Source organism: Staphylococcus pasteuri (assembly GCF_030547725.1).
GTDB classification, from domain to species: domain Bacteria; phylum Bacillota; class Bacilli; order Staphylococcales; family Staphylococcaceae; genus Staphylococcus; species Staphylococcus pasteuri.
The window spans coordinates 216,137-240,125 of record NZ_JAUOQO010000006.1 but is presented as its reverse complement, the minus strand read 5'-3'; the positions used below and the strand labels follow the sequence as shown (position 1 = coordinate 240,125).

The window sequence follows — 23,989 nt, the reverse complement described above, 5'->3', positions numbered from 1 at the left end:
ATGCTTCATGATTATAGCTATCATATTTTTAATTTTATTATCATTTTTCTTTTCAGGAAGTGAAACTGCATTAACTGCAGCAAATAGAACGAAATTTCAAGCTGAAGCCAAAAATGGAGATAAAAAATCACAGGGATTATCCCGATTATTAGATAAACCAACTGAATTTATTACTACTATATTGATAGGTAATAATGTTGCAAATATCATTTTACCTACATTAGTAACGATTTTAGCAATTAACATTGGCGTCAATGTGGGTATAGCATCTGCTGTAATTACTGTTGTCATTATTTTGGTATCTGAAGTTATTCCTAAATCAATCGCAGCAACATTTCCAAATAAAATAACAAGATTGGTTTATCCAGTTATTAATATTTTAGTTATTATACTTAAACCAATAACTAAAATATTAAATGCTATTACAGATAGTATTAATAAATTATTGTCAAAAGGACAAAAGGAACAAAGTAAGTATTCTAAAGAAGAAATAAGAACAATGTTAATGATTGCAGGACGTGAGGGTGCATTCAATGAAACAGAACAAAATCGACTCAAAGGTGTACTAGATTTTGAAAACTTAAAGGTCAAAGATGTTGATACGACACCTAGAGTGAATGTCGTTGCATTTCCCAAAACTACGTCATTTGATGAGGCATATGAAACGGTAATGAATGAACCATATACAAGGTATCCAATATATGATGAAGATATAGATGATATTGTAGGCGTATTCCATTCTAAGTACTTATTAGCATGGAGTAAGAAAAAATATGAATCAATCACAAAATTTTCATCAAAACCATTATTCGTGAATGAACATAATAAAGCTGAATGGGTACTTAGAAAAATGACAGTATCAAGAAAGCATTTAGCTATAGTATTAGATGAATTTGGTGGTACTGATGGCATAGTATCTCATGAAGATTTAATAGAGACATTGCTAGGTATGGAAATAGAAGATGAGTTAGATAAAGAGGAAGAAGAAAAGTTAAAGAAACAAACATTTCCAAATAGAAATAGAAAATAATTAGTAAGAGTTGGTGAATCAAATGTGGAATAATAATCAATTAACGAGAACATTACAGGTTCAATATCCTATTATTCAAGCTGGTATGGCAGGTAGTACGACCCCATCTTTAGTAGCAACTGTTAGTGAAAAAGGTGGATTAGGAACGATTGGTGCGGGTTATTTTAGTATTGAAAAGTTAGAAAGTGAAATTCAAACAGTTAAATCATTAACAAAACAACCATTTGGTGTGAATCTATTTGTACCTAAAGAAAACACAGGTGTCAACCCAGACCAAATTGAACATATGAATGCATGGTTGAAACCATATAGAAGAGCGTTTCATTTAGAAGAACCTGTGGTTAATATTGAGGAAAGCCAAAAATTTAAAGATGCTGTAAATAAAGTTATTGAATATAAAGTTCCAGTATGTAGCTTTACCTTTGGAATTCCTGATCATCAAATTATCGAGAAACTAAAAGAAAATAATGTAATATTAATTGGTACAGCTACAACAGTAGAAGAAGCTATAGAAAATGAAAAAGCTGGTATGGATATTGTTATAGCCCAAGGTAGTGAAGCGGGAGGACATCGAGGATCATTTTTACGTTTAGGGGATAGTGAAGAGCCAATGATTGGAACGATGTCATTGGTACCTCAAGTTGTTGATCACGTGTCGATACCTGTAGTTGCTGCAGGAGGTATAATGGATGAAAGAGGTCTATTAGCAAGTATTATGTTAGGTGCTCAAGGTGCACAAATGGGTACGGCCTTCTTAACTTCTAATGAAAGCGGAGCTAATGATTTACTAAAGGAAGCCATATTAAATAGTAAAGAAACAGATACCATCGTAACCAATGTGTTTAGCGGTAAAAATGCACGTGGTATTAATAATCAATTCGTTAAAGAAATGAGTCAATATCAAGGTGAAATACCTGAATATCCAATACAAAATCAACTGACAAATCAAATTCGTAAAACTGCAGTACAGCAAGGCGAAAGTGAATTAACTCATATATGGAGTGGACAATCACCACGTCTAGCTAAAAAACAAAAAGCAGAAGAATTAATGGATCGTATAATTAATCAAATAAACCTAATAGCAAAGAACTTAAAATAAAATATCACTACGATTTTATAAGTCTAGTGACATATACACGTTAAGTTAAGCTAGGTTGTTCTACCGATTATAGCCTGAGACATACATCATTGTCGCAGGCTATTTAATTTTCGATTGTAATTTTATTATGGTACACCAATTAATAAGAATCTGTAAATTTCGTATTGATAAAGTGAATTGCGAATTTATTCTGTGGTATCATAAGTTTGGTGATATAAATGATAAATATAGGTCTAACTGGTTGGGGAGATCATGATACGTTATACGAAGATTTAGAGAGAAAAACCGATAAACTTAAAACATATGCAAGTCACTTTCCAATAGTTGAACTAGATGCATCTTATTATGCAATTCAACCAGAAAGAAATATTCAAAAATGGATAAATGAAACACCAAAACGATTTCAATTTGTAGTTAAAATTCATCAAGCATTAACATTGCATGCAGATTTTAGAAATTTTGCAGAAACACGTCAAGAATTGTTTGATAAGTTTAAAGAAATGTTAAAGCCATTACAAGAAAATGAAAAATTAGCTATGGTTTTGGTGCAATTTCCACCTTGGTTCGATTGTTCAAGTCAAAACATTAAATATATTTTATATGTGAAACAACAATTAAAAGATTTTCCTATATGTGTTGAATTTAGACATCAATCTTGGTTTAATGAAAGATTTAAAGAAGAGACATTAACATTTTTGACTGAACATCAAATTATTCATGCTGTTGTTGATGAACCACAAGTCAAAGATGGAAGTATCCCATTAGTAAATAGAATAACTAGCGATATTGCTTTTGTAAGATATCATGGTAGGAACGTACATGGTTGGACTAAAAAAGATATGACAGATCAAGAATGGCGAGATGTAAGATACTTATATAATTATAATGACCAAGAATTATATGACTTAGCACAAAAGGTTAAAATTTTAGAACAAAAAGCTAAAAAGGTTTATGTTGTTTTTAATAACAATTCAGGTGGTCATGCCGCACAAAATGCAAAAACATATCAAGATATGCTTGGCATTGACTATGAAGGTTTAGCACCACAACAATTAAAACTATTTTAAGAGGCGAAACAAGTATGTTATTGACAATTATTTTATTAATTATTATTGGTGGTCTATCTGCTATTATTGGTTCAATTGTAGGTATTGGTGGCGGAATCATTATTGTTCCTACACTTGTCTATTTAGGAGTAGATCATAATATTTTACACGGTATTACTACTCAAATAGCAATAGGTACTTCTTCGGTTATACTTATTGTTACAGGTTTATCATCTTCTTTAGGCTATTTAAAAACTAAACAAGTAGATATTAAAAATGGCTCTATTTTTTTATTTGGTTTATTACCAGGTTCATTATTAGGTTCTTTTTTGAGTCAGTTTTTAACATTAAAATCATTTAACCTTTATTTTGGGATATTTATGATTTTGGTTGCTATTTTATTAATAGTAAGAAACAAAATTAAACCTTTTAAAGTTTTTAATAAGCCACAATATGAAAAGACCTATATTGATGCAGAAGGTAAAACCTATCATTATAGTGTTCCACCTTTAATAGCATTTGTCGCAACTTTATTCATAGGTATCCTTACTGGACTATTTGGTATTGGTGGTGGTGCATTAATGACTCCGTTAATGTTAATTGTTTTTAGATTTCCACCACATGTTGCTGTTGGTACAAGTATGATGATGATATTTTTCTCAAGTGTCATGAGTTCAATCGGACATATTATACAAGGACATGTTGCTTGGGATTATTCAATAGTATTAATTATTTCAAGTTATATAGGTGCTAAAATAGGTGTTAAGGTAAATCATTCAATCAAGTCTGATACAGTGGTAACATTATTACGTACAGTGATGTTATTAATAGGTGCTTACTTAATCATCAAATCAATTATTTAAATTAATTGTTAATAGCATAATCTACTATAAAAGTTATTACTCGATAGATTACGTATAGACTTATCAAAACAAATAGAAAAGGGGGAAGTACTGTGAAGTTAACTATTTATCATACAAATGATATTCATAGTCATCTTAATGAATATGCACGTATCCAATCTTATATTGCAGAACATCGTTCCCAACTTCAACATCCCTCACTATATTTAGATATAGGTGATCATGTTGATTTATCAGCACCGATTACCCAAGCTACATTAGGTAAAAAGAATATAGAACTTCTTAATGAGGCGCAATGTGATATTACGACAATTGGAAACAACGAAGGCATGACCATTTCGCATGAAGCCTTACAAAATTTATATACCGATGCTCAATTTAAAGTAATTTGTGCAAATTTATTTGATGAAGAAGGACATTTACCTAACCACATGTCTTCATCTTATATAAAGGAAATCAACGGAGTACGAATTTTATTTGTTGCTGCTACAGCTCCATTTACGCCGTTTTATAGAGCATTAGATTGGGTAGTAACTGATCCATTAGAAGCTATTAAAGATGAAATTAATGATCATAAAGATCAATATGATATTTTGATAGTGATGAGCCATGTTGGTGTGTTCTTTGATGAAAAATTATGTCAGGAAATACCTGAAATAGATTTAATACTTGGAAGTCACACGCATCACTACTTTGAACATGGAGAAATGAATAATGGAGTATTAATGGCTGCAGCAGGTAAATATGGACATTTTTTAGGTGAAGTAAATTTAGATATTGAAGATAAAAAGGTAACTAGTAAGACGGCTTGTTTGCATCCATTAGAACAATTGCCTCAAGTTGAAACAGATTTTGATAGTGAAGGCAAAGCATTAATGAGTAAACTAGTAGTCAACCATCCTATCAAATTAGAAAATAAAACAGATGTTATCACAAAAACGTCTTATTTATTAGCTGAAAGTGTCTATGAATTTACGAATGCAGATTGTACAATTATAAATGCTGGTTTAATAGTTAAAGGACTAGATTCTGATGAAATTACCGAATTTGATATTCATCAAATGTTACCTCATCCTATTAATGTGGTTAGAGTTAAATTAACAGGTGAAGAATTAAAAAAAGTAATTATTAAAAGTCAGAAACAAGAATACATGCATGAACATGCACAGGGACTTGGATTCCGAGGGGATATCTTTGGAGGATATGTATTATATAATATAGGTTTTATTGAATCAGAAGATCGCTACTTTATAAATGGAAAAGAAATTCAAGATAATCAATCATACGTATTAGGTACAGTTGATATGTACACGTTTGGTAGATATTTTCCAATGTTAAAAGGACTTCCAACAGAATATATTATGCCAGAATTTTTAAGAGATATATTCGAACAAAAGTTACTACAATTTTAAAATAACTGTAGATTAGATTTTATTTTATGATTAATTTCGTTATAATAACATAAAGAGAGATTAAACAGGAGGGTATGCGTTGTTATGGCTACTAAAAATGAGGAAATACTACGAAAACCGGATTGGTTGAAAATTAAGCTGAACACGAACGAGAATTATACTGGCCTTAAGAAAATGATGCGTGAAAAGAATTTACACACTGTTTGCGAAGAAGCAAAGTGTCCAAATATACATGAGTGTTGGGGAGAAAGACGTACAGCTACATTTATGATTTTAGGTGCTGTATGTACACGTGCATGTCGTTTCTGTGCAGTTAAAACTGGTTTACCTAATGAATTAGATTTAAATGAACCAGAACGTGTAGCAGAATCAGTTGAATTAATGAATTTAAAACACGTTGTTATTACAGCAGTTGCACGTGATGATTTACGTGATGCAGGTTCAAACGTTTATGCTGAAACAGTTAGAAAAGTTAGAGCAAGAAACCCATTCACTACAATTGAAATTTTACCTTCAGACATGGGTGGAGATTATGAAGCATTAGAAACATTAATGGCTTCTAAACCTGATATCTTAAATCATAATATTGAAACAGTTCGTCGTTTGACACCAAGAGTTCGTGCTCGTGCAACTTATGATAGAACATTAGAATTCTTACGTCGTTCTAAAGAATTACAGCCAGATATTCCTACAAAATCAAGTTTAATGGTAGGCTTAGGGGAAACAATGGAAGAAATTTATGAAACAATGGATGATTTACGTGCCAATGATGTAGATATTTTAACAATTGGTCAATATTTACAACCATCTCGTAAACATTTAAAAGTTGAAAAATACTACACACCATTAGAATTCGGTAAAATGAGAAAAGTAGCTATGGATAAAGGCTTCAAACATTGTCAAGCTGGACCGTTAGTACGTAGTTCTTACCACGCAGATGAACAAGTTAACGAAGCTGCCAAAGAAAGACAACGTCAAGGTGAAGAGCAATTAAATAGTTAATAATATACAATCTGTAGAGCCACTTTTTTATGAAAATAAATAAAGTGGTTCTTGTTTTTACTAAATAGTTTAAAGATTTGAATGAAAATATATAGTGTTGTTAAAATAGCGATATAATATATCGTGAAATAGATTAGGTGAAATTATGATAAAAGTAGAGCAACAGTATTTTGAATTAATAGAAGATTATAGAGATTGTTTTGATGAAGAAATATTCGCAAATAGATACTCTGATATTTTAGATAAATATGACTATGTAGTAGGAGATTTTGGTTATGACCAATTAAGATTAAAAGGTTTCTTTAAGGATACTAATAAAAAAGCAGAAATTAGTAAAAGATTCTCTAGTATACAAGATTATTTATTAGAATATTGTAATTTTGGATGTCCCTATTTTGTAGTTAAACATTTATCAGAAAATGAAGTGAAACAACAAGCAGAAGACTTAACTGTTATTGATCAAGATGATAAATTACATGATGTCAAAATACAACCAACTATCCAAGATACTGAAAAGTGATTTATCAATTTTAATTAATAATAACAAATATAAAAAATCTCCCTTCAAATACATTAACGTACTTGGAGGGAGATTTACTTTTAATTTATATCAAAATTATTATTGAATCACTTCATTAAGGTATTCAATGATTTCATCGCCTTCTTCTTCAGATACACCTAATATATGAGCGATATAACCTTCTTCTTCAATATCATCAGATCCAATAATACCAAATTTATTAGTTTGCATATTTAATACCAAAGTTTTACCATAATGTCGATCGGTTTGAACGAGCATTAAGTCATATCGACTATGTTCACCAACAAATCCAACAAATTGAACTTGGCTTTGTTCTTCATCATCATATAAATACATATCAATCATTTGTAGAACCCCTTTAAACGAAATATACTACGCCTAAGTATAACGACAAATGAAGTGTACTGCAAAATTATGATATTATAAAGTTAATAAGAGGTGATTAGGAAATGTATTTTGTAGATAAAGATAAACTTTCAGAAAAACTAAATTACTTAAGACAATTAACAGAGGATTATACTCAAAACAAAGATAATCATTATGCTTTTGAAAGAATCGCACAAATGTTAATTGAATCATCAGTAGATATTGGAAATATGATTATTGATGGATTTATTCTAAGAGATCCAGGTAACTATAAAGACGTGATTGATATTTTAGAATTAGAAAATGTTATTTCTAAAGAAACTCAAGAAAATATTAATAAAACTGTAGATGTAAGAAAGCAATTTGCACATAACTATATTCAACTTGATACTAATGAAATTGAACCGTTATTTGATCAAGCAATACCTTACTACAAACAATTTATTGATGAAGTTATTCAATTTTTAAATAATGAAAATGTTCCAATTACTGCATTTGGCAAAGGAGAGAACAAATAGTGAAGCAATACAAGGCATATTTAATAGATTTAGATGGGACGATGTATAAAGGAACTGATGAAATTGATGGTGCAAGTCAATTTATCGATTATTTAAATGAACATCAAATTCCACATCTATATGTAACAAATAATTCTACCAAGACGCCAGATCAAGTTGCAGATAAATTGCATGAAATGAATATCGACGCAACACCTGATGAAATTGTTACATCAGCTTTAGCAACAGCAGATTATATTTCTGAACAATCTCCAGGTGCATCTGTCTATATGTTAGGCGGTGAAGGTCTACATTCTGCATTGACTGAAGCGGGTCTAGTAGTTAAAAATGATGAAAATGTTGATTATGTTGTTATCGGACTTGATGAAAATGTTACTTATGAAAAGCTTGCTATAGCAACACTTGCTGTCAGAAAAGGAGCAACATTTATTTCAACAAATCCTGATGTTTCTATACCAAAAGAAAGAGGTTTCTTACCAGGTAATGGTGCAATTACAAGTGTGGTATCAGTATCTACAGGAGTACAACCACAGTTTATTGGTAAACCAGAAACGATAATTATGAATAAATCTTTAGAACTATTGCAACTTAATAAAGAAGAAGTGGCCATGGTTGGAGACTTGTATGATACAGATATTATGTCTGGTATAAACGTTGGTATCGATACTGTTCATGTTCAAACAGGTGTGACTACACTAGAAGAAATTCAGACAAAAGATATTCCACCAACATATTCTTTTAAAGATTTAAATGAAACAATTGTTGAATTAACAAATTAACTTGGTGAGAGGGGCTCAAAGATTGAACAAAATTGTTGTAACACGTCAAATTCCTCAAAAGTTTATAGCACAGTTAGAAGAAATTGCAGAAGTCGAAGTATGGAATGAAAAATTTATACCCATGCCTAGAGAAAAATTCTTATTATCTATCAAAGATGCAACAGCTTGTTTTGTTACTTTAAGTGAAAAAATTGATGAAACGTGCTTAAATGAAGCACCAAATTTAAAGATAGTAGCCAATATGGCTGTTGGTTTCGATAATATAGATATTGATGTTGCCAAACAAAAAGGTGTCACTGTGACTAATACACCAGAAGTTTTAACTGAAACGACTGCGGAATTAGGTTTTACACTTATGTTAGCAACTGCTCGTCGCATTGTAGAAGCTGAACAATATATTCAAGAAGGACAATGGAAAAGTTGGGGGCCATATTTATTATCTGGTAAAGACGTATATGGTTCAACTGTTGGTATTTTTGGTATGGGAGATATTGGTAAGGCTTTTGCTAAACGTTTGAAAGGCTTTAATACTAAGATTTTATATCATAATCGTTCAAGACAAGAAGCGACTGAAAACGAATTGGGTGCTACATGGGTTTCATTTGATGAATTACTTGAAGAAAGTGACTTTGTGGTATGTACTGCACCTTTAACAGATGAAACCAAACATAAATTTAATGCATCCGCATTTGAAAAAATGAAATCTGATTCAATATTTATCAATATTGGTAGAGGTGCCATTGTAAATGAAGAAGATTTAGTAAATGCTTTAAACAAAGGACAGTTATTAGCATGCGGTTTAGACGTGTTAGAACAAGAACCAATTGCTATGGATCATCCACTATTAAAAATGCCTAATGCTGTGATTCTTCCACACATTGGTAGTGCATCTGAAAATACACGGAATAATATGATTCAATTATGCGTGGATAATATTAAAGCAGTATTAAATAATAAATCTGCAATTACCCCAGTAAATTCATAGTTTTAATTATAATTTAAGCTTATCTATTTAGTTTAATTAAATAGATAGGCTTTTTATTATGTTTAAAATAGCTCAATCTAACAATTTTGTTATACCGTCTGTAATTGTTTAATTACAACGTAAGATTTAAAATAATATTATTCAATAAGTAATATGCTCATACTATATTTATAGCTTACGCAACTTGGAGTAATTAACTTAAATTTTTATGCTAAAAATAATTTTGAATTTTATTCGAAACATGAGTATAATGAATTGTAAAAACAAAATATAAAACAGCTATTATATATTAAAATTATTTACATTGAATACAGACGATTAAGAACTTTGGTTTATGATAAGTAAATTTTAGGAGAGTTGCCCAATGAAAACTAAAGGTAAGGAACCTACGAATAAATATTACCTAGCAATGAAGCCGTATCTTTTAACTTTATTATATTTAGCAATATTTATCGCTTTATATTTAATATATGGTAGTGGAGATACACATAATAACTTCATTTATAATGAATTTTAATGAGGGAGAAAACTATGACAGATATTATTAATATTCTCAGTCAACTGAGTAAAGAACAACCAGATGTAGTAGCAGTTAGACATACGACTGATGAAATAACATATAAGCAATTAGATGAAGTTTCTAGTAAGCTTGCACATCAATTACAAGGCAGTCAACAACCTATGATTTTATTTGGTCATATGTCGCCTTATATGATTGTAGGTATGATTGGTGCGATTAAAGCAGGTTGCGGCTATGTGCCTATCGATACATCTGTACCAGAAGAGCGAGTGAAGATGATAATCGATAAAGTTCAACCAGAATATATTTTTAACACAACCGATTATGAATTAGATCATCAACATGTACAGATGATTACGATTGAAGATGTTGTTAATTCACAAGACTCAATTATTTTTGATAGTCAAATGAAGGATAATGATGTTGTATATACTATTTTCACATCAGGTTCTACAGGTGAGCCAAAAGGTGTTCAGATCGAATACGCTAGTCTTGTTGAATTTGCTGAATGGATGAATTCATTGAATCAATTAGGTAATGGGAAAGAATGGTTGAACCAAGCGCCATTTTCATTTGATTTATCAGTTATGGCAATTTACCCATGTTTAGTTTCTGGTGGCACTTTAAATCTTGTTGATAAAGACATGATTAAAAAACCAAAACTATTAAATGATATGTTATTAGCTACGCCGATTAACATATGGGTTTCTACGCCATCATTTATTGAAATGTGCTTATTACTACCAACATTAAATGAAGAACAATATGGTAGTTTAAATCATTTCTTCTTCTGTGGAGAAATTTTTGGACACAGAACAGCTAAAGCATTAGTTGATAGATTCCCTAATGGTGTTATATACAATACTTATGGTCCTACGGAAGCTACTGTAGCGGTGACTAGTATACAAATTACGCCAGAGATTCTTAAGCAATATAATCCACTTCCAGTAGGCGTTTCAAGACCTGGCACTAAATTAACGACAACTGATGAAGGTGAATTAGTCATTCAAGGTCAAAGTGTAAGTGTTGGTTACCTAAAAAATGAAGAAAAAACAGCTGCCGTGTTTAACTTTGAAGATAGAGTGAGAACATATCACACAGGAGATAAAGCTAAAGAAGAAGATGGTTTATGGTTTATTCAAGGTCGTATAGACTTCCAAATCAAATTGAATGGTTACCGTATGGAATTGGAAGAGATAGAATCACAATTACGAGATTCTGAACTAATTAGAGAAGCTATTGTAGTTCCTGTTTATAAAAATGACAAAGTAACTCATCTTATAGGAGCTGTTGTTGCAACTGAAAAAGTAGAAGATTACAGACAAATGACAAAGAACATCAAAGATGAACTTAAAACGCGCTTACCAGAATATATGATTCCTCAAAAGTTTGTTTGGATGGAGCAATTACCACTTACATCTAATGGTAAACTAGATCGTAAGAAGATTGCAGAGGTTGTTAACGGATGATACCTTATGGCACGTTTACATTCTTCTTAATTTCATTCATTGTACTAATTCCTGTTATAATTCTTGGCTTTTTAGGTAAGCGAAGCTATATATATAACGGTATTACGACAGCAATAATGGTTATACTGATATTTTCATCAGATAAACATAATTTGTTTGGTCAAAAGTATTTAAGTGTTCAATTAATCAGTTTTATCATATATGTTATTTGGCAAGTTGGCTTAATCATGTTTTATTATAAATCTAGACAAAAGAATAATACTTTTTCAAAATTTGTGATTATCATGGTTCTGTCAATATTGCCATTAGCACTAGTTAAAGTATTACAAAGTACATGGTTAGGTGGGCATCAAATTCATTTCCATGAAAGTAAATTAATTGAATTTGTTGGTTTCTTAGGTATTTCATACGTTACTTTCAAGAGTGTTCAATTAATTATGGAAATCAGAGACGGTTCAATTAAAGAAATTAAAATTGGCAAATTAATTCAATTTATCTCATTCTTCCCAACTATCTCATCTGGGCCAATTGATAGATATAAACGTTTTGTTAAAGATGACAAAAAGGTACCAACTGGTGGGGAATATAGAGAATTAGTTTTAAAAGCAATTCACATGATTATGTTAGGTTTCTTGTATAAATATATCATTGCTTACTTCATTCAAGTATATGCGATCAATCCACTACAAATGAATTTACATGGATTTACTCATATGTGGTTATATATGTATGCATACAGTTTCTATCTATTCTTTGATTTTGCAGGTTATAGTTTATTTGCCATAGCACTCAGTTATTTATATGGTATTAAAACACCACCAAACTTTAATAAACCTTTCCAATCTAAAAATATTAAAGATTTCTGGAATAGATGGCATATGACTTTATCATTTTGGTTTAGAGACTGTATTTATATGAGATCATTATTTTATATGTCTCGTAAGAAGATGTTTAAGAGTCAATTGGCTATGTCAAACATGGCTTTCTTCCTTAATTTCTTTATCATGGGAGTTTGGCACGGATTAGAAGTTTATTATATTATTTATGGCTTATACCATGCAGCATTATTTATAGGTTATGGTTATTATGAAAAATGGAGAAAAAATCATCCTCCACGTTGGCAAAATAAATGGACTAACGCGTTAAGTGTTGTCATCACATTCCATTTTGTAACGTTCGGCTTTTTAATTTTCTCAGGTAAATTTATTTAATAAAGGAGTAATTAATTATGGAATTTAGAGAACAAGTATTAGACTTATTAGCAGAGGTTGCAGAAAACGATATTGTAAAAGAAAATCCAGATGTAGAAATTTTCGAAGAAGGTATTATTGATTCTTTCCAAACAGTAGGTTTATTATTAGAAATTCAAAATAAATTAGATATCGAAGTTTCTATTATGGACTTTGATCGTGATGAGTGGGCTACACCAAATAAAATTGTGGAAGCATTAGAAGAACTACGATGAAATTAAAACCTTTTTTACCCATTCTAATTAGTGGCATTATATTTATTATATTTGTTCTGTTACCCGCACAATTATTTACAGGGCTAATTAATGATAAAACGCTTGCTAATAATAGAATTTCATTAACAGATCAAGTATTAAAAGGCACGCTCATTCAAAATCAACTATATAAGTCGGATAAATATTATCCAGTTTATGGTTCAAGTGAATTAGGTAAAGATGATCCATTTAATCCAGCAATTGCGTTAAATAAGCACAATTCAGATAAACCAGTATTTTTACTAGGCACTGGTGGGTCAACAGATTTAATTAATGCAGTAGAACTTGCATCTCAGTATGATAATTTAAAAGGTAAAAAATTAACTTTTATTATCTCACCACAATGGTTTACTAATCATGGATTAACAAACCAAAACTTTGATGCTCGTATGTCTCAAAATCAAATTAACACGATGTTTAATCAAAAAAATATGCCTGCTGAATTGAAACAACGTTATGCCAAACGTTTATTGCAATTCCCGCATGTACATAACAAAGCGTATTTAAGAAAAGTTGCTAAAGATCCACATAATGTATCAGGTCACTATATTTCAGCATTTAAAGAAAATCAATTAATTAAGATTGAAGCAATTAAATCATTATTCTCTATCACTAAACCACCTTTATCTCATGTTAAACCTGCAACTGATGAAAAAGCATCATGGGGCCAAATGAAAGACAAAGCAGAAGTAATTGGTAAAAATAATACCAAAACTAATGATTATCATATTAGAGACCCATATTGGAAACTGATCAAAGAAAATAAACGTAAAATAAATCGTGATTATGAATTTAACGTTAATTCTCCAGAGTTCCAAGATTTAAAATTACTTGTTCAAACAATGAATAAAGCTGGCGCAGATGTACAATATGTAAGTATCCCATCAAATGGTAAATGGTATGATCATATTGGTATCGATAGTGATAGACGCCAAGCAGTGTACAAAAAAATTCATTCAACTGTCGTTGATAATGGCGGTAAAATATACGATATGACTGATAAAGATTATGAAAAATATGTCATTAGTGACGCGGTTCATATTGGTTGGAAAGGTTGGGTCTATGTAGATCAACAAATTGCCAAACATATGAATGACAAAAAACAACCTCAAGTTGATAAAGACAAACACAAACAAAAAGAATCAAATTAATAATTAACGCCTTTCAAGAATCTAAGATGACAAATAGTTCATCGAAGTATACTTGAAAGGCGTATTTTTTAGAATAAAGAAGTAGAAATAAAATAGCTTATAATTGATAAACAAATAGATACAAAAATAATTATGAATAACGGTTTTAAAGCTTTTGATTTTAAATCTTTGAATGATACATTTAATCCTAATGCAACCATTGCCATTAATAAGAAAATATTAGTTACTACCTCTATTATTTTTAATAATGCGTGAGGGATAGGAATATATGTATTGATTAATGCCATTAATATAAATCCAATTAAAAAATACGGAAAATCAATATGGTGTGCTTGTTTATCATTTTTATTCTTAAATTTCACAATAAAAATAAATATTAATATAACTGGAATTAATAAAAATACACGTCCTAATTTTGCTAATAAAGCTATTTTAAGAGATTCTACCCCAGCATAATTACCAGCCAAAACAACTTGTGCAATTTCATGAAGGCTAGTTCCAGACCAAATACCAAAATGTACAGGGGAGATATGAATGATTGAATAAATAAATGTATAAATTAATGAGAAGACAGTCCCTACTAATGCAATGATGCCGACACTAATAGCTGTATCTTTGTCTCTTGATTTTATAATTGGTGCTATTGCTGCGATAGCGGCTGCACCACAGATACCAGTACCAACGCCTAATAATGTTGTTATTGAAGTATCTGCTTTTACTATGCGACTAATAAAATAGGTGAATAGGATACTGAAAACAATAACGCACGCATCCATTAATAATAATTGACCACCATGTCCTAATATTTCATCAATATTTAATTTGAGACCATAAAAGACAATCGCAATTTTTAATAAGTATTTAGATGAAAATGTTATTCCACTTTTATAATCTTCTGGATATCCTTTGAAATGTCGATAAAGTATAGCAATAAGAATTGCGATTGATAAACCACCAATTTGACTAAGGACAGGTAATTTAGATAATACAAGACTTATGATTGCGATGATAAATGTAAATAAGATACCTATAATAAAGTGCTTATCCTTAATTTTATTCATGACATGTTCCTCCTTTACGAAAAGTTTAGCATTACATAATTATATCGTTAAATAAATATTTAACATACTATCTATATCAAATTTGTTATAATCATATTAATAATATAAATGAGTATAGAACAAGGAGAAAGTACATGGATCCTTACAAAGTATTAATAGAAGTGGTCAAAACAGCTAATTTTACTAAAGCAGCCGAGAATCTATATACATCTCAACCATCGATTAGTCGAGATATTAAAAGATTAGAAGCAAGATATAATGTTAAAATTTTTGAGTTTACTCGGCCAACAATATGTTTAACATCAGATGGAGAAAAGATTCTACGTTATGCGTTGCAACGTGAAAATATTGAACAAGAGTTATGGCATGATCTAAAAAATGACCTTAATATTATTGCTGGATCAATATCGATAGGTAGTAGTTACACATACGGCGAACAATATTTATCTGAAAAATTAATTAAAGTTGCTAATGAATATCCAGACTTACATGTTAATGCTTATTTAATGAATTCAGATACGGTCATAGATAATGTAAAACATAATATTGTTGATATTGGCATTATTGAACGTGAAATTCAAGATAACACACTTGATTTAGCATGTATTTCCCAAGATGAAATGGTTTTAATTTATAATAGGCAAATAGGCTTTGATAAGAATCAAGTATGTTATGTGAGAGAACAAGGATCTGGAACAAGGGTGTATCAGGAAATTGGATTAACTAGATTAGAATTGCATCCTTATTTGGTGGAAATTAATTCAAATCAAGTGATAGTAGATATGGTAAAAGCAGGTAAGGGATTTACAGTAATTTCTAAATCAGTATTAGAAAAAGAACCAAAAGAAGTGCTTGCTTCTATCGAGTTAGACGTGTTTCGTAATTTCTACCTTACTAAGCACAAAGATAAATACGTGGACAATAATTTAAAAGCCATCATAGATCTATTCGAATGCCAATATTATAATGATGAAACGAAAAAAGAATGATTTTATTAACTTTAATAAAAATAAAACAAATCCAAAATTTCAGAGACATAAAAATACCACTCAAATGATTGAATTCAATCCATCTGAGTGGTTACTATGTCTTAAATATCTATAATATATGAAGATTTTCATAATTTGTAAAACAAAGTAAATAATTACTTGTAAACAAATTAGAATACTTGTTCAACTTCGATAACACCAGGTACTTCTTCGTGTAAAGCACGTTCAATACCAGCTTTTAAAGTAATTGTAGAACTTGGGCATGTACCACAAGCACCATGTAGTTGTAATTTAACAATTCCGTCTTCAACGTCAACTAATGTACAGTCGCCGCCATCACGTAATAAAAATGGACGTAAACGTTCTATAACTTCAGCTACTTGATCAAACATTGTCGCATTCTCAGTAGGCATGAGATATGTCTCCTTTCAAGTATATTATTTCATTATCATTATTAGTACATTATAATAGATTAAGAACGAAAAATCTATAAATCAAAACGAGGGATTTCAATGACTAAAATAAGTGTTGTTGTTTATGGGGCAGATATTGTATGTGCGAGTTGTGTTAATGCACCGACATCAAAAGATACATTCGATTGGTTACAACCATTACTTAAGCGAAAATTTCCACAACATCAATTTGAATTTACATATATCGATATTGAAAAAGATACAGAAAATTTAACAGATCATGATCAACAATTTATTGAACGTATTCAAGAAGATGAATTATTTTATCCATTAATTACTATGAACGATGAGTATGTGGCAGATGGATATATTCAAACGAAACAAATAACACAATTTGTGGAGCAACATTTTTAAATATTAAAATGTCTAATTTTTATCTATAGAAAAAGAGGGAGTGGGACAGAAATAACATTTTTCCAAAATTTATTTCGTTGTCCCACCCCGGCAAGGTTGACTAGAATTGAAAAAAGCTTGATACAAGTGCATTTTCAAATCAGTCAACTACTGCCAATATAAAATTTTAGCCTGAGACATTGATTTATGTCCCAGGCTGTCTTAATTTATATTTTTAACCATTATGATATTTATATAACCAAAGTACGCCTGATTTAAGGATGGAAGCAAGTCTACCTGTAACGGTACGATCCATGATATAAGCGAATCCTTGTTTATCACCAAGTGAACCTAAGAAGCCTTGAACTTTAAGTTCTGGCATTTTTTCAGGTAATGGCTCATTATTCCATTGTTTTTTCATGACATCAGCAATTTGTTCACCTTGTAACTCTGCTAATTGAGCACTTGGTGCATGCGGTAAATCTGCACAATCCCCAACTACATAAACGTTTTTGTATGTTGGAATTTGATGATACTGATTTAAAATAACACGACCATTAATGTTAATATCAATTGGTAAATTTCTAACAACTTCAACTGGTTGAATACCTGCTGTCCACACAACTAAATCTACATCTTCAGGAACACCATTATTATATATTTTACCTGGTTCAACTTTATCAATAACTGAGTTAGGTACAACTGTTACATTATGTTTAGAGAACCATTTTGCAATATAATTACTTAATTTTTCTGGGAAGTTTCTTAGGATTCGAGACCCTCTATCGTATAATAAAATTTCCAAATCAACACGGCTTTCCCTTAGCTCACTTGCTAACTCAATGCCGCTTAAACCAGCACCGACAATAGCAACTTTAGCCCCATTAGGTAATTCACTAATACTATGGAATGTTTCGCGAGCCTTTGATAGTGTCTGAATACTATGTGTGTATGTATCAGCACCTGGAACGTTGTGATATTTATCTTCACAACCTAAACCAATCACTAACTCATCATAATCGACTTTTGAATTACCTACTGAAATAATTTGTTCATCTAAATTAATCTCATTAATTTCCCCATAGACAGTATTCATTTTAGAATCTCCAGGAAATTCCATACGAACATCTTTGTCAGATTTTGTTCCAGCAGCTAGTGCATAAAATTCAGGTTTTAAGCCATGAAATGGCATACGATCGATTAATGTTAACCTATAACCATCTGGTAATGAATTAGGCAATATACGAGACATGATGCGCATATTACCGTAACCCCCGCCTAATAAAACAATATTTTTCATTTTAGTATACCCCTTTATCCTAAAAATCTTGTTATAAATAAGTGTGCAATTGATTTAGAAAGACACTTATTTAATGTCATTTTATGCAATTATGCCCCTTAAAATGATGAAAAGAATAACCCCTTAACATCTTATTTTATAGACTATGTATTTATATGATTATTATATCGGTTTTTCAAATTGACTACAAACATATATCGAATGAAATTGAATATATTGTTTTATTTGTAAAAATTTCTATTTTTAACATTTTAAGCTCAAAGATAGTCATAACAACTGGTAGTTTGTTATAATATTATAACTATTATTTTAGAGAGGGTGTCGTATGTTTCCGTTAGTTGAATTCTGCATTTCCAATATGGCTAAAGGTGGGGATGTAGTTTATGAAAAATTAGAAAATGATCCTGATATAGATGTTTTAGAATATGGATGTTTACAAAACTGCGGTATATGTTCCGACGGCTTGTACGCACTTGTCGATGGTGATATTGTTGAAGGAGATACACCGGACGATTTGTTAAATAATATATATAAACATATAGAAGAAAATGATTTCACGAACTTATTATAGGAGGTTATGATTATGCAAACAGTTATATTAACTGAAGCAGCAGCTTATGAAGTTAAAGATATGTTACAAAGTAATGATATGCCCGATGGCTATTTAAAAATTAAAGTTAATGGTGGCGGATGTACGGGTTTAACATATGGCATGTCAGCAGAAGCTGAACCAGGCGAAAATGATGAAATATTAGAATTCTTTGGTTTAAAAGTGTTAGTAGATAAACATGATGCCCCAGTATTAAATGGTACGACAATCGATTTTAAGCAATCATTAATGGGCGGCGGTTTCCAAATTGATAATCCAAACGCTATTGCTTCATGTGGTTGTGGTAGTTCATTTAGAACAGCTAAAGTTGCAGGAAACCCGGAAGATTGTTAAAGCGATATACAGCAATTAATTTAATAAATTAAATTTTTCACAAAGTGCACTATTGTCGCTTGAAAATATTGTACAAAAGCTATAGAATTAAACTTGGATTTAATATTGTCTTTTCTGTGAACTTCACGAGAAATAGCTTGATGAAAAAGACGTAATAATTATTGTGTGTCGTAGTTTTAAAATGTGTTACTTATTTAAGTTTAATCATTTTTAGTTATGCTACACTAGAGTTAAAATATTATGAAAGCTTAGGTGAAAATAATGGCTCAAGAACGTAAAAAAGTATTAGTTTTAGGTGCAGGTTATGCAGGTTTACAAGCTGTTACTAAATTACAAAAAGAAGTTTCTGCAGAAGAAGCAGAAATTACTTTAATCAACAAAAATGATTATCACTATGAAGCAACTTGGTTACATGAAGCTTCAGCAGGTACAATTAATTATGAAGATTTATTATACCCAGTTGAAAGTGTATTGAAAAAAGACAAAGTTAACTTTGTAAAAGCAGAAGTTACTAAAATTGACCGTAATGCTAAAAAAGTAGAAACTGACAAAGGTATCTATGACTTCGACATTTTAGTTGTAGCATTAGGATTTGTTAGTGAAACATTTGGTATTGATGGTATGAAAGATTACGCTTTCCAAATCGAAAACGTTTTAACTACACGGCAATTATCTCGTCATATTGAAGATAAATTTGCTAATTATGCAGCTTCTAAAGAGAAAGATGAAAATGATTTATCCATCTTAGTTGGTGGTGCAGGATTCACTGGAATAGAATTCTTAGGTGAATTAACTGACAGAATCCCTGAATTATGTAGCAAATATGGTATCGATCAAAGCAAAGTTAAAGTAACTTGTGTTGAAGCGGCACCTAAAATGTTACCAATGTTCTCAGATGACTTAGTTAATCATGCAGTAAACTACTTAGAAAACCGTGGCGTTGAATTCAAAATCGCTACACCAATCGTTGCATGTAATGAAAAAGGATTTGTTGTTGAAATCAATGGTGAAAAACAACAATTAGAAGCAGGCACTTCAGTTTGGGCTGCAGGTGTACGTGGAAGCCACTTAATGGAAGAATCTTTCGAAGGCGTTAAACGTGGTCGTATTGTTACTAACCAAGATCTTACAATTGCAGGTCATGACGATATCTTTGTTATTGGTGACTGTTCTGCATTCGTTCCTGCTGGTGAAGAACGTCCATTACCAACAACAGCACAAATTGCAATGCAACAAGGTGAACATGTTGCTAAAAACATCAAACATATCTTAAATGGTGAAGCTAAAGAAGAATTTGAATATGTTGACCGTGGTACAGTATGTTCATTAGGTTCACATGACGGTGTAGGTATTGTTTACGGTAAAGATATTACTGGTAAAAAAGCAGCGTTCATGAAAAAAGTTATCGACACTCGTGCCGTATTCAAAATCGGTGGCATAGGTCTAGCATTCAAAAAAGGTAAATTCTAACTTTTTATAATAATGTAAGCCTCCTTACTTAATAGTTTGGAGGCTTTTTTGTATGCTTATTAAGAAAAGATGATTTGTAAATAAAATACTAAATAATTATTTCAGTAATAGTCATTTTTCTATTTTGAAATGATATAAAATGATTTACAAATGAATCAAAATAAAAAGGAGAAAGCGCTTATGAAAATTTACGTTAATTCGACAACTCACAACGATATACATAATATTATCGTTGGTATACCTGAACATATAAATCAATTAGAAAATATAAATTATAATGATCAATCATTAATTGAAGATTTACAAACATTAAAGCAAAATCATATTATCCAAGGTGGCATTGGAAAAATTGCGACTTCAATAATATATATTCAAGAACAACCTAAAAGATTAATAACAGTAGGATTAGGTAACATCAAACAATTGAATTACGCGGATTTATTAAAAATATGGGGAAATTTATTTCAATATTTAAAACAAGAATTTATTACTGAAACGGAGTTAATATTATCATCATTTTTAAATAAGTATATTAATGACAGTATTATAGCGAAAACGCTAGGGTTACAAAGTGAACAATCTATATATCAATTCGATAATTACAGATCAGATAAACGCTCACCATATCAACCTAATTTATATATAAACGTAAATCAAAGATATGAAGATATAGAATCAATGATACAAGAAGGGAAAATTTTAGGTGAATCAATTAATATAGCACGTGGCTTTAGCCAAATACCACCTAATATTTTAACTCCACAATATTTTGCCGAAAGTGTAGATAAGCTATTTAAAGATACGTCAGTTAGTGTTGAGATTAAAGATGGACAAACTATACAAGATGAAGGATTTGGATTATTACATGCAGTAGGAAAAGGTTCTATTCATAGTCCAAGACTCATTACGTTAAGTTATCAAGGTCGTCAAGATGATGCAGATCCAATCGCATTAGTTGGTAAAGGAATTACTTATGATTCCGGTGGTTATAGCATTAAAAGTAAAACAGGCATGCAAACAATGAAATACGATATGTGTGGTGCAGCTAATGTTGTTGCAATGATAAAGGTTGCTCATCAATTAGCACTTCCTATCAATATTATTGGTGTAATTGCTTCAGCTGAAAACATGATAAATGAAAAAGCTATGAAACCTGATGATGTATACACAGCGTTTAATGGTGAAACCGTTGAAGTTCTAAATACCGATGCAGAAGGGCGACTAGTATTAGGTGATGCTGTAGCCTTTGCTACCCAATTTAAGCCACAAGTTATATTAGATTTTGCAACATTAACAGGTGCAGCTATTGTAGCCTTAGGTGAAGATAAAGCTGCTGCATTTGAATCACATGCTTCTAATCAGCTACAAGAAATTTTAAAATTGGCTAAAAATGTTGATGAACAAGTATTTGAGCTGCCTATTTCTCAAACTGAAAGACAATTAATAAAAAATAGCGACGTAGCTGATTTAGTTAATCATACGAATGGACAAGGAAAAGCTTTATTTGCAGCATCCTTTATTAGTCACTTTAGTGGATCAATTCCGCATATGCATTTTGATATCGCAGGACCAGCTACTATAAATAAAATGTCTTATAAAGGACCAAAGGGACCAACCGGTTATATGATTCCAACGATTATAGAATGGTTGAAAACAATGAATTAGTTTATTAAGGGAGGAGGTTTGAACCTCCTTTCTTGTTGTTAATTATAATATGCAATTGGTTTTATTTTTATATTGACTTTATATTATTGAATTGCTATGATATTATCCATAAACGCTTTAGTTCGATAGAGTGATAAAGGATGGTTTTGCTTATGGTAAATGCAGTAGTTATAGCTGTTATATTAATGATTATCTTATGCTTGTGTAGATTGAATGTCGTTATAAGTTTATTTATTAGTGCACTTGTTGGCGGCATACTGTCTGGTATGAGTGTTGAAAAAGTTATAAGTATATTTGGGAAGAATATTGTTGACGGTGCTGAAGTCGCATTGAGCTACTCATTATTAGGAGGATTTGCTGCATTAATTTCCTATAGTGGTATTACAGACTATTTAGTTGGAAAAATAATTAATGCAATTCACTCTGAAAATAGTCGACTTTCAAGAATTAAAGTAAAAATAATTATTATCGTTGCGTTACTAGCAATGAGTATTATGAGTCAGAATTTAATACCTGTACATATTGCATTTATTCCAATTGTTATCCCACCATTATTAAGTTTATTCAATGATTTAAATATTGATAGAAGAGTCATTGGTTTAGTCATTGGATTTGGATTATGTTGGCCTTATGTTTTAATACCTTATGGTTTTGGTCAAATATATCATCAAATTATTCAAAGTGGTTTTCAAAAAGCACACCATCCTATCGAGTTTAATATGATTTGGAAAGCGATGATAATTCCTTCAATGGGCTATATCGTTGGTTTAATTTTAGGTTTAATTGTTTACCGCAAACCAAGAAAATATGAAGAGCGAAATATTAATGATAGAGCAACCGTAACTGAAGTAAAACCATATATTTTAGTTGTTACTATCATTGCGATTTTAGCAACTTTTATTGTTCAAACATTAACAGATTCAATGATTTTTGGTGCTTTAGCAGGTGTTCTTGTATTCTTCATTTCACGTGCATATAGTTGGCACGAATTAGACGAACAATTTGTAGATGGTATCAAAATTATGGCATATATTGGTGTTGTAATATTGACGGCTAATGGTTTTGCTGGTGTCATGAATGCTACTGGAGATATAGATAACTTAGTAAAAAGTTTAACAAGTATTACAGGAGATCATAAATTACTAAGTATAGTAATTATGTATATTATAGGCTTAATCGTTACGCTAGGTATCGGTTCATCATTTGCGACGATACCAATTATTGCTTCATTATTTATTCCATTTGGTTCTTCAATTGGTTTAGATACAATGGCTTTAATTGCATTGATAGGTACAGCTAGTGCATTAGGTGATTCAGGTTCACCAGCTAGTGATTCAACTTTAGGTCCAACAGCAGGACTTAATATGGATGGACAACATGACCATATTAGAGATACATGTATTCCAAACTTTTTATTCTATAATATACCATTGATTATTTTTGGTACGATAGCAGCCATGGTATTATAGT

The 23,989-nt window shown here is 30.8% G+C and carries 26 protein-coding genes; 22 read left to right on the top strand and 4 right to left on the bottom strand.

What is annotated here, in order from left to right; genetic code table 11:
- Positions 1 to 7: 7 nt before the first annotated feature.
- The 7 genes from Q4528_RS08800 to Q4528_RS08770 all read left to right on the top strand — a co-directional run bounded on the left by Q4528_RS08800 (position 8) and on the right by Q4528_RS08770 (position 6,972).
- The gene (locus Q4528_RS08800; RefSeq protein ID WP_046466490.1) at positions 8 to 1,030 is read left to right on the top strand and encodes a hemolysin family protein; all 1,023 of its coding nucleotides are present in this window, start codon (positions 8 to 10) and stop codon (positions 1,028 to 1,030) included.
- Positions 1,031 to 1,052: 22 nt separating this feature from the next.
- Positions 1,053 to 2,129 carry an NAD(P)H-dependent flavin oxidoreductase gene (locus Q4528_RS08795; protein WP_017637464.1) on the top strand — a complete coding sequence of 359 codons (1,077 nt, stop codon included), beginning with the start codon at positions 1,053 to 1,055 and terminating at the stop codon, positions 2,127 to 2,129.
- 218 nt (positions 2,130 to 2,347) lie between these two features.
- Positions 2,348 to 3,196, top strand: coding sequence for a DUF72 domain-containing protein (locus Q4528_RS08790; RefSeq protein ID WP_046466491.1), 849 nt, complete (start codon positions 2,348 to 2,350; stop codon positions 3,194 to 3,196).
- A gap of 14 nt (positions 3,197 to 3,210) precedes the next feature.
- Entirely contained in the window at positions 3,211 to 4,038 is an 828-nt protein-coding gene (locus tag Q4528_RS08785; RefSeq protein ID WP_017637462.1) for a sulfite exporter TauE/SafE family protein, read from the top strand.
- A 92-nt stretch (positions 4,039 to 4,130) separates the two neighbouring features.
- Positions 4,131 to 5,450, top strand: a complete 1,320-nt coding sequence (locus tag Q4528_RS08780; protein WP_303521269.1) for a bifunctional metallophosphatase/5'-nucleotidase — start codon at positions 4,131 to 4,133, stop codon at positions 5,448 to 5,450.
- A gap of 84 nt (positions 5,451 to 5,534) precedes the next feature.
- The gene (gene lipA, locus Q4528_RS08775; protein ID WP_017637461.1) at positions 5,535 to 6,452 is read left to right on the top strand and encodes a lipoyl synthase; all 918 of its coding nucleotides are present in this window, start codon (positions 5,535 to 5,537) and stop codon (positions 6,450 to 6,452) included.
- A 145-nt stretch (positions 6,453 to 6,597) separates the two neighbouring features.
- The gene (locus tag Q4528_RS08770; RefSeq protein WP_017637460.1) at positions 6,598 to 6,972 is read left to right on the top strand and encodes a YutD family protein; all 375 of its coding nucleotides are present in this window, start codon (positions 6,598 to 6,600) and stop codon (positions 6,970 to 6,972) included.
- Between the two features lie 99 nt (positions 6,973 to 7,071).
- On the opposite strand, the gene Q4528_RS08765 is transcribed toward Q4528_RS08770, so the two are convergent.
- Positions 7,072 to 7,338: a DUF3055 domain-containing protein gene (locus Q4528_RS08765; RefSeq protein WP_017637459.1), complete on the bottom strand. Its 267-nt coding sequence runs from the start codon at positions 7,336 to 7,338 to the stop codon at positions 7,072 to 7,074.
- A gap of 104 nt (positions 7,339 to 7,442) precedes the next feature.
- On the opposite strand from Q4528_RS08765, the gene Q4528_RS08760 reads away from it, so the two are divergent.
- The 8 genes from Q4528_RS08760 to dltD all read left to right on the top strand — a co-directional run bounded on the left by Q4528_RS08760 (position 7,443) and on the right by dltD (position 14,285).
- Complete coding sequence (locus tag Q4528_RS08760) at positions 7,443 to 7,877, top strand: DUF86 domain-containing protein (protein WP_017637458.1); 435 nt, start codon at positions 7,443 to 7,445, stop codon at positions 7,875 to 7,877.
- Positions 7,877 to 8,656, top strand: a complete 780-nt coding sequence (nucF, locus tag Q4528_RS08755) for a 5' nucleotidase NucF (protein ID WP_046466494.1) — start codon at positions 7,877 to 7,879, stop codon at positions 8,654 to 8,656. The genes Q4528_RS08760 and nucF overlap by 1 nt, the downstream gene beginning before the upstream one ends.
- 22 nt (positions 8,657 to 8,678) lie before the next feature.
- Positions 8,679 to 9,641, top strand: a complete 963-nt coding sequence (locus Q4528_RS08750) for a 2-hydroxyacid dehydrogenase (protein ID WP_046466495.1) — start codon at positions 8,679 to 8,681, stop codon at positions 9,639 to 9,641.
- A 364-nt stretch (positions 9,642 to 10,005) separates the two neighbouring features.
- Positions 10,006 to 10,158: a teichoic acid D-Ala incorporation-associated protein DltX gene (locus Q4528_RS08745; RefSeq protein ID WP_017637455.1), complete on the top strand. Its 153-nt coding sequence runs from the start codon at positions 10,006 to 10,008 to the stop codon at positions 10,156 to 10,158.
- A 14-nt stretch (positions 10,159 to 10,172) separates the two neighbouring features.
- Positions 10,173 to 11,630, top strand: coding sequence for a D-alanine--poly(phosphoribitol) ligase subunit DltA (gene dltA / locus Q4528_RS08740; RefSeq protein ID WP_046466496.1), 1,458 nt, complete (start codon positions 10,173 to 10,175; stop codon positions 11,628 to 11,630).
- Positions 11,627 to 12,841, top strand: coding sequence for a D-alanyl-lipoteichoic acid biosynthesis protein DltB (gene dltB, locus Q4528_RS08735; protein WP_046466497.1), 1,215 nt, complete (start codon positions 11,627 to 11,629; stop codon positions 12,839 to 12,841). Before dltA ends, dltB begins: the two co-directional genes overlap by 4 nt.
- 17 nt (positions 12,842 to 12,858) lie before the next feature.
- Positions 12,859 to 13,095 (top strand): D-alanine--poly(phosphoribitol) ligase subunit 2, encoded by a 237-nt coding sequence (gene dltC / locus Q4528_RS08730; protein ID WP_017637452.1) that lies wholly within the window; start codon positions 12,859 to 12,861, stop codon positions 13,093 to 13,095.
- The gene (gene dltD, locus Q4528_RS08725; protein WP_046466498.1) at positions 13,092 to 14,285 is read left to right on the top strand and encodes a D-alanyl-lipoteichoic acid biosynthesis protein DltD; all 1,194 of its coding nucleotides are present in this window, start codon (positions 13,092 to 13,094) and stop codon (positions 14,283 to 14,285) included. The genes dltC and dltD overlap by 4 nt, the downstream gene beginning before the upstream one ends.
- 68 nt (positions 14,286 to 14,353) lie before the next feature.
- On the opposite strand, the gene Q4528_RS08720 is transcribed toward dltD, so the two are convergent.
- Entirely contained in the window at positions 14,354 to 15,346 is a 993-nt protein-coding gene (locus tag Q4528_RS08720) for a YeiH family protein (protein WP_017637450.1), read from the bottom strand.
- 134 nt (positions 15,347 to 15,480) lie between these two features.
- On the opposite strand from Q4528_RS08720, the gene Q4528_RS08715 reads away from it, so the two are divergent.
- Positions 15,481 to 16,335, top strand: coding sequence for a LysR substrate-binding domain-containing protein (locus tag Q4528_RS08715; RefSeq protein WP_046466499.1), 855 nt, complete (start codon positions 15,481 to 15,483; stop codon positions 16,333 to 16,335).
- A 170-nt stretch (positions 16,336 to 16,505) separates the two neighbouring features.
- Here the strand turns inward: Q4528_RS08715 and Q4528_RS08710 are convergent, their stop codons facing one another.
- A complete protein-coding gene (locus Q4528_RS08710; protein ID WP_002433501.1) occupies positions 16,506 to 16,748 on the bottom strand; it encodes a NifU family protein in 243 nt (80 codons plus the stop codon).
- Positions 16,749 to 16,847: 99 nt separating this feature from the next.
- Between Q4528_RS08710 and Q4528_RS08705 the strand changes: the two genes are divergently transcribed.
- Complete coding sequence (locus Q4528_RS08705; RefSeq protein ID WP_046466500.1) at positions 16,848 to 17,162, top strand: YuzD family protein; 315 nt, start codon at positions 16,848 to 16,850, stop codon at positions 17,160 to 17,162.
- 214 nt (positions 17,163 to 17,376) lie between these two features.
- Here Q4528_RS08705 and Q4528_RS08700 read toward each other — a convergent pair whose 3' ends face one another.
- Positions 17,377 to 18,441, bottom strand: coding sequence for an NAD(P)/FAD-dependent oxidoreductase (locus tag Q4528_RS08700; protein WP_046466501.1), 1,065 nt, complete (start codon positions 18,439 to 18,441; stop codon positions 17,377 to 17,379).
- Between the two features lie 325 nt (positions 18,442 to 18,766).
- Here Q4528_RS08700 and Q4528_RS08695 point away from each other — a divergent pair, with 325 nt between their 5' ends.
- The 5 genes from Q4528_RS08695 to Q4528_RS08675 all read left to right on the top strand — a co-directional run bounded on the left by Q4528_RS08695 (position 18,767) and on the right by Q4528_RS08675 (position 23,988).
- On the top strand, positions 18,767 to 19,012 hold the full coding sequence (locus tag Q4528_RS08695) for a YuzB family protein (RefSeq protein ID WP_017637446.1): 246 nt from the start codon (positions 18,767 to 18,769) through the stop codon (positions 19,010 to 19,012).
- Between the two features lie 12 nt (positions 19,013 to 19,024).
- Positions 19,025 to 19,384, top strand: coding sequence for a HesB/IscA family protein (locus Q4528_RS08690; RefSeq protein WP_017637445.1), 360 nt, complete (start codon positions 19,025 to 19,027; stop codon positions 19,382 to 19,384).
- Between the two features lie 261 nt (positions 19,385 to 19,645).
- Positions 19,646 to 20,854, top strand: a complete 1,209-nt coding sequence (locus tag Q4528_RS08685) for an NAD(P)/FAD-dependent oxidoreductase (protein WP_017637444.1) — start codon at positions 19,646 to 19,648, stop codon at positions 20,852 to 20,854.
- 180 nt (positions 20,855 to 21,034) lie between these two features.
- Positions 21,035 to 22,519 (top strand): M17 family metallopeptidase, encoded by a 1,485-nt coding sequence (locus Q4528_RS08680; RefSeq protein ID WP_303521263.1) that lies wholly within the window; start codon positions 21,035 to 21,037, stop codon positions 22,517 to 22,519.
- Positions 22,520 to 22,671: 152 nt separating this feature from the next.
- Complete coding sequence (locus Q4528_RS08675) at positions 22,672 to 23,988, top strand: Na+/H+ antiporter family protein (protein WP_029055597.1); 1,317 nt, start codon at positions 22,672 to 22,674, stop codon at positions 23,986 to 23,988.
- Position 23,989: the final 1 nt, after the last annotated feature.

Coding starts and splice junctions, on each gene's coding strand:
- Q4528_RS08700 (WP_046466501.1), bottom strand. CDS start 18,441: ATGAAAAATATTGTTTTATTAGGCGGGGGTTACGGTAATATGCGCATC.
- Q4528_RS08720 (WP_017637450.1), bottom strand. CDS start 15,346: ATGAATAAAATTAAGGATAAGCACTTTATTATAGGTATCTTATTTACA.
- Q4528_RS08765 (WP_017637459.1), bottom strand. CDS start 7,338: ATGATTGATATGTATTTATATGATGATGAAGAACAAAGCCAAGTTCAA.
- Q4528_RS08685 (WP_017637444.1), top strand. CDS start 19,646: ATGGCTCAAGAACGTAAAAAAGTATTAGTTTTAGGTGCAGGTTATGCA.
- Q4528_RS08760 (WP_017637458.1), top strand. CDS start 7,443: ATGTATTTTGTAGATAAAGATAAACTTTCAGAAAAACTAAATTACTTA.
- Q4528_RS08800 (WP_046466490.1), top strand. CDS start 8: ATGATTATAGCTATCATATTTTTAATTTTATTATCATTTTTCTTTTCA.
- Q4528_RS08745 (WP_017637455.1), top strand. CDS start 10,006: ATGAAAACTAAAGGTAAGGAACCTACGAATAAATATTACCTAGCAATG.
- dltB (WP_046466497.1), top strand. CDS start 11,627: ATGATACCTTATGGCACGTTTACATTCTTCTTAATTTCATTCATTGTA.
- Q4528_RS08675 (WP_029055597.1), top strand. CDS start 22,672: ATGGTAAATGCAGTAGTTATAGCTGTTATATTAATGATTATCTTATGC.
- Q4528_RS08715 (WP_046466499.1), top strand. CDS start 15,481: ATGGATCCTTACAAAGTATTAATAGAAGTGGTCAAAACAGCTAATTTT.
- dltA (WP_046466496.1), top strand. CDS start 10,173: ATGACAGATATTATTAATATTCTCAGTCAACTGAGTAAAGAACAACCA.
- Q4528_RS08790 (WP_046466491.1), top strand. CDS start 2,348: ATGATAAATATAGGTCTAACTGGTTGGGGAGATCATGATACGTTATAC.
- Q4528_RS08705 (WP_046466500.1), top strand. CDS start 16,848: ATGACTAAAATAAGTGTTGTTGTTTATGGGGCAGATATTGTATGTGCG.
- dltD (WP_046466498.1), top strand. CDS start 13,092: ATGAAATTAAAACCTTTTTTACCCATTCTAATTAGTGGCATTATATTT.
- Q4528_RS08785 (WP_017637462.1), top strand. CDS start 3,211: ATGTTATTGACAATTATTTTATTAATTATTATTGGTGGTCTATCTGCT.
- Q4528_RS08680 (WP_303521263.1), top strand. CDS start 21,035: ATGAAAATTTACGTTAATTCGACAACTCACAACGATATACATAATATT.
- Q4528_RS08690 (WP_017637445.1), top strand. CDS start 19,025: ATGCAAACAGTTATATTAACTGAAGCAGCAGCTTATGAAGTTAAAGAT.
- Q4528_RS08695 (WP_017637446.1), top strand. CDS start 18,767: ATGTTTCCGTTAGTTGAATTCTGCATTTCCAATATGGCTAAAGGTGGG.
- lipA (WP_017637461.1), top strand. CDS start 5,535: ATGGCTACTAAAAATGAGGAAATACTACGAAAACCGGATTGGTTGAAA.
- Q4528_RS08770 (WP_017637460.1), top strand. CDS start 6,598: ATGATAAAAGTAGAGCAACAGTATTTTGAATTAATAGAAGATTATAGA.
- Q4528_RS08710 (WP_002433501.1), bottom strand. CDS start 16,748: ATGCCTACTGAGAATGCGACAATGTTTGATCAAGTAGCTGAAGTTATA.
- Q4528_RS08795 (WP_017637464.1), top strand. CDS start 1,053: ATGTGGAATAATAATCAATTAACGAGAACATTACAGGTTCAATATCCT.
- dltC (WP_017637452.1), top strand. CDS start 12,859: ATGGAATTTAGAGAACAAGTATTAGACTTATTAGCAGAGGTTGCAGAA.